At 66.8% G+C, this 4,913-nt stretch carries 6 protein-coding genes; 3 read left to right on the top strand and 3 right to left on the bottom strand.

The window, feature by feature from the left end; all coding sequences use genetic code 11:
- Positions 1-414: superoxide dismutase family protein (locus VN047_RS15645; RefSeq protein WP_325544256.1), on the top strand; the 414-nt coding region annotated here is incomplete at its 5' end.
- 91 nt (positions 415-505) lie between these two features.
- On the opposite strand, the gene VN047_RS15640 is transcribed toward VN047_RS15645, so the two are convergent.
- Positions 506-2,092, bottom strand: a complete 1,587-nt coding sequence (locus VN047_RS15640; protein ID WP_325544254.1) for an MFS transporter — start codon at positions 2,090-2,092, stop codon at positions 506-508.
- Positions 2,093-2,200: 108 nt separating this feature from the next.
- On the opposite strand from VN047_RS15640, the gene VN047_RS15635 reads away from it, so the two are divergent.
- On the top strand, positions 2,201-2,692 hold the full coding sequence (locus VN047_RS15635; protein WP_325544258.1) for a low molecular weight protein-tyrosine-phosphatase: 492 nt from the start codon (positions 2,201-2,203) through the stop codon (positions 2,690-2,692).
- Here VN047_RS15635 and thpR read toward each other — a convergent pair.
- Positions 2,599-3,216, bottom strand: a complete 618-nt coding sequence (thpR, locus tag VN047_RS15630; protein ID WP_325544252.1) for an RNA 2',3'-cyclic phosphodiesterase — start codon at positions 3,214-3,216, stop codon at positions 2,599-2,601. The two genes, VN047_RS15635 and thpR, sit on opposite strands and share 94 nt — an antisense overlap.
- A 164-nt stretch (positions 3,217-3,380) precedes the next feature.
- Between thpR and VN047_RS15625 the strand changes: the two genes are divergently transcribed.
- On the top strand, positions 3,381-4,112 hold the full coding sequence (locus VN047_RS15625; protein WP_325544250.1) for a Bax inhibitor-1/YccA family protein: 732 nt from the start codon (positions 3,381-3,383) through the stop codon (positions 4,110-4,112).
- Positions 4,113-4,194: 82 nt separating this feature from the next.
- On the opposite strand, the gene VN047_RS15620 is transcribed toward VN047_RS15625, so the two are convergent.
- Positions 4,195-4,913, bottom strand: a 719-nt coding sequence (locus tag VN047_RS15620) for a LysR substrate-binding domain-containing protein (protein ID WP_325544249.1), incomplete at its 5' end; no start/stop codon positions are given.

Genomic DNA, 4,913 nt, shown 5'->3' with positions numbered 1-4,913 from the left:
CGCGGCCGCGCCGACATCTATCGCGACGGGTCGGGCCTGCGCGTCGAACTCGTCGCGCGCGGCTTTGGCCCCGGCACCTATGGCGTGCACGTCCACGCGGTCGGCCAATGCACGGCGCCCGGCTTTACGAGCGCAGGCCCGCACTGGAACCCGACCGGCGCGCAGCACGGCCGCGAAAATCCGATGGGTGCGCATCATGGCGACCTGCCCAATCTCGTCGTCGAACCCGATCAGATCGGCCGCGCGACGCTGCACCTCGTCGGGTCGCGTTTCGAGGGCGACGGCGGGCTGCTCGATGCCGACGGCGCGGCCTTCGTCATCCATGCCGGGCCCGACGATTACAAGACCGACCCCAGCGGCAACAGCGGCGGGCGCGTTGCGTGCGGCGTGATCGTCAAAGAGGGCGCGAAGTAAGCCCCGCTTCCGCTCCGTCGCTCCCACAAGGGCTGACGGAGGCGGATCTCGAACCTCGATTCATTATCAGGCGGGCGTCTCGACCGAAGGGTCAGGCGCCCGCGGCGCGTTCGGCGATCGTCGCTTCGGCCTCGGGCACCGCGCGATAGGCATAGAGCAGCAGGCCGAGCGCGATCGGCGCGACGCCGATCAGCGACAGGATGCCCGTGCGCAGGTCGCCGACCGGCTTGCCATCGACGATCGTCCCCGCCAGATCCGAAATCTGCCCGACCATATAGGGTCCGAACGACAGGCCGACGAGCGTCGTGCCGAGGAAGAAGGCCGCCGTCGCCGTCCCGCGCATCCGCGGCAGCACCAGATCCTGCGTCGTCGCCGCCGCCGCGCCGAGCGCGGTCGCGCCGAACATGCCGGCAAGGAAGTTCATCGTATAGAAGAGCGTCGAATTGCCGGTGGTGTAGCCGATCCAGATCGGGACGATCGGCGCGACGACGCCGAAAATGATCATCAGGACGCGCCCGGCGGGGTTTTTCGTTCGCAGATAATCGGCGATCCGTCCGCCGATGATCACGCCGACGAAGCCGCTGACCGCGCCGTTCGCGCCGAGAATGAAGGCAAGCTCCTGCTTGGGCAGCCCGAGAACCGTTTCGGCATAGGGCGCCGACCAGAAACCGAGCGCATAGGCGGCAAGGCTGACCAGCCCGTAACCGAGCGTCGTGCAGATGAACGCCGGCGTCCCCCAGATAAGGCGAAAGGTCGCGGGATCGTGCGCACGCAATGTGCACGCCCACGAAAAGACGGCGTAATAGCCGAGCGCAACCGCCGACCATTGCGGGAAATTGCCCGTCAGGCTGATCATCCACCACGCAAAGGCGGCGATCGCGGCGGCGAAGCCGATGTTGATCGCGAGCGCACCCGGTCCCCGCTGCCACGCGCCGATCAGGGTCAGCGGCGGCACGATCATCGACAGGTCCCTGCCGAACTGACGGAAGGGGGTCGGCGATCCCGGGGTCGGCGTCCCGTCCATCGCGCCGCGCACGGGTTCGCGCAGGCTGGCCACCCACAGCGCGACGATCAGCCCCGGGATGCCGACCGCAAGGAACGCCGCGTGCCAGCCGACGAGCCCCATCGGGCCGCCGGCCGGATAGGCCGTGTTCCATGCCTCGACGATCAGCGCGCCGATGAACAGCGACACGCCGCCGCCCAGATAAAGCCCCGACGAATAGATCGCGAGCGCGGTCGCCTTTTGCCGCTTCGGGAAATAGTCGGAAATCAGCGAATAGGCGGTGGGACTCGCGGTCGCCTCGCCGACGCCGACCCCCATGCGCGCGAGCGACAGGGTCAGCTGGTTGTATGCGAAACCCGACAGCGCGGTCATCGTCGACCACAAGGCCAGGCCGATCGACAGCAGCTTCACCCGGTTCCAGTTGTCGGCGAGCCGCCCGAGCGGAATGCCGAACAGCGCATAAAAGACCGCAAAGGCCGCGCCGCCGAGAAAGCCCATATCGGCATCGGTCAGCCCCAGATCGGCCTTGATGTCGACCGCGAGGATACTGACGATCTGCCGGTCGATGAAATTGAGGATATAGACGATCACCAGCACCGACAGGACGTACCAGCTGTAACCGGTGGCTTTCGGCTCCGCGGAAGCCGGCGCCCCGGACATATCGTTATCGGCCATCTGGCAACCCTCTCCCTGACCCTCTATTTCTTGTTGCGCCATGGCTAGCAGAGCCGCGCCGACGCGCAAGTTGAAAGTCGGTTCAACTTTGGGGAGACAATGAACGCGATGCATGAAGACCGGAAAACCGCAAAGCCCGCGATCCTCTTCCTCTGCCTTGGCAACATATGCCGGTCACCGCTCGCCGAAGGTGCGGCGCGCGCCGCCTTTGCGAAGGCGGGCATCGACGCCGTGCTCGATTCGGCGGGTACCGGCGACTGGCACGTCGGTCGCGCCCCCGATGCCCGCGCGCAGGCCGAAGCGCGGCGGCGCGGGGTCGATATATCGGACCTGCGCGCCCGCCAGCTATCGGTCGATGATTTCTATCGCTTCGACCTGATCCTCGCCGCCGACGCAACCAACCTGCGCGACGCCCGCGCGATGCGGCCCGCCGATGCGACCGCCGAGCTCCGGCTGATGCTCGACCGCCTCCCCGGACGCGGCGGACAGGGGGTGACCGACCCCTATTATGGCGCGGACGACGGCTTTGCGGCGACGTGGGACGATGTCAACGCGATCGCCGCCGCGCTCGTCGACGAATTCGCGCCGTCCAGCGGATAGCGCGCGACGGGATGATAACGCGAGCCGCCGTGGCCGAGCTCGCTTTCGTACAGCGTGACATGGCCGAATTCGAACGCCGGGCTCGCAAGATCGCTGTTCAGCGCCAGAAAGGCCGCGACCGGCCCCGACCCGCGATTGAGGCGCGCGAGCGTGACATGCGGCATGAAAGCGCGCGTTTCGGGAGCGACGCCGACGCGCGCGAGCAGCTGGTCGACCTTGCGATGCAGCGCGGCGAGCGGTTCGTGGGGTTCGACCCCGGCCCAGACCATATGCGGGCGCCCCTGTCGTTCGAACAGGCCCACTCCGGCGATCCGCGCGGTGACCGCCGGCGCATGAAGCGCGCCGAGCGCCGCCGCGATATCTTCCGCCCTGTGCCGGTCGACCTCGCCGATGAAGCGCAGGGTCAGGTGCAATTGCTCGTCATTTTGCCAGCGCGCGCCCGAAATGCCGTGCATCGCGCCGGTCAATCGGTCGCGGACCGGGCGCGGCGGGCGCAGCGCGACGAACAGGCGGTGCGTGGACATGACGGGCAGCATAGAGAGCCGCGTCCCGGGCCGCGCCCCCTAATGGCTGCAGGCTAATATATTGCTGGAATGTTGCTGACGTCCGGTTTCGCTTGAAACAGCCGGGGAAACCCCCGATATTGCCGGTACGGCCGGTATGGGCTGGCCGGTTATGGAGATGAAAAATGGCGAATTGGAACGACCCCAATATGGCGGCGTCCGGTTTTGGCGCCGGCGCGAACGCAATGGACCAGGCCGTCGATGCCGGCCTGCGGTCGTACATGCTGTCGGTTTACAATTATATGGGCTCGGGCGTGCTGCTGACCGGCATCGTCGCGATGCTGGCGTTCAACAGCGGCTTCACCGCCTCGCTCATCGGCAGCCCGCTGATGTGGGTGGTGGCGCTGTCGCCGCTGGCTTTCGTGCTGGTGCTGAGCTTTGGCATCAACAAGCTGTCGACCACGGCAGCGCAGGTGCTGTTCTGGACCTTTGCGGCGGTGATGGGCCTGTCGATGTCGACAATTTTCCTGCGCTTTACCGACGCGTCGATCGCGCAGACCTTTTTTGCGACGGCCGCAGCTTTCGTGGGGCTTAGCCTCTATGGCTACACGACCAAGAAGGATCTGTCGGGTTTCGGTACCTTCCTGATCATGGGCGTGTTCGGCATCCTGATCGCAATGTTGCTCAATGCGTTCGTGTTTCAGTCGGGCGCGCTGACGCTGGCAATCAGCGTCATCGGCGTGCTGCTGTTCGCGGGCCTCACCGCCTATGACACGCAGAAGATCAAGAGCATGTATTTCTATGTCCGCGGGACCGACTTCGTCGGCAAGTCGGTGATCATGGGCGCGCTGACGCTCTACCTCGACTTCGTCAACATGTTCACCTTCCTGCTCAACCTTCTGGGCAGCCGCGAATAAGCGGACGGACGTACGAACGACAAGCAAAGCCCGGCGAAGCGATTCGCCGGGCTTTTTCTTCGGGCAGCGACGGCGCCGGCCCTTACCCCGATCCCGCCATCCGCATTCGCGCCTTCATCGCGGTGACGAACTGGCGCACCGCGGGCAGTCCCGCGCGCGACGGTTCGAACAGCAGATGAACCGGCAGCGCCGGCGGCTGTTCGTCGGCCAGCAGCGAAATCAGCCGACCGGCATCGACCGCCTCGGCAAGCTGGTACGACAGGAGGTTGGCGATCCCCAGCCCCGCCTCGGCCGCCGCCAGCACCGCGTCGACCGTGTTGACGACGAGCCGCGGCGGCGCGTCGAGCCGCCACCGCCGCGATGCGAACTGCCATTCGTTCGTCCAGCGCGGTCCCATCGCCCCGATCAGCTCGTGGCCCGCGAGTTCGGCGACCGTCGCGGGCGCGCCGCGCCGCGCGAGATAGGCGGGGCTCGCGACGAGCATCTGCCGTACCGATCCGATCCGCACCGCCTTCAGCGCCGAATCGGCGAGCGGGCCGATCCGCACCGCGACATCGATTCCCTCCTCGACGATGCGGACATTGCGGTCGATCAGCATCATCCGCACCGAAAGATCGCGATGCTGCGCGGTCATTTCGCCCACGACGGGCAGCACGTGCAGCCGTCCGAACATCGCCGGCGCCGTCAGATAAAGCTGCCCGCGCGGCGCGGCTGCGGCGCCGCGGATTTCGCGCTCGGCACCCGCGAGTTCGGCGAGGATACGCCGCGCCTGTTCGAGGAACGCCGCTCCCGCGTCGAGAT

This window comes from Sphingopyxis sp. (assembly GCF_035565275.1).
Taxonomy (GTDB): Bacteria; Pseudomonadota; Alphaproteobacteria; order Sphingomonadales; family Sphingomonadaceae; genus Sphingopyxis.
This window is presented reverse-complemented; position numbering and strand designations above follow the sequence as displayed.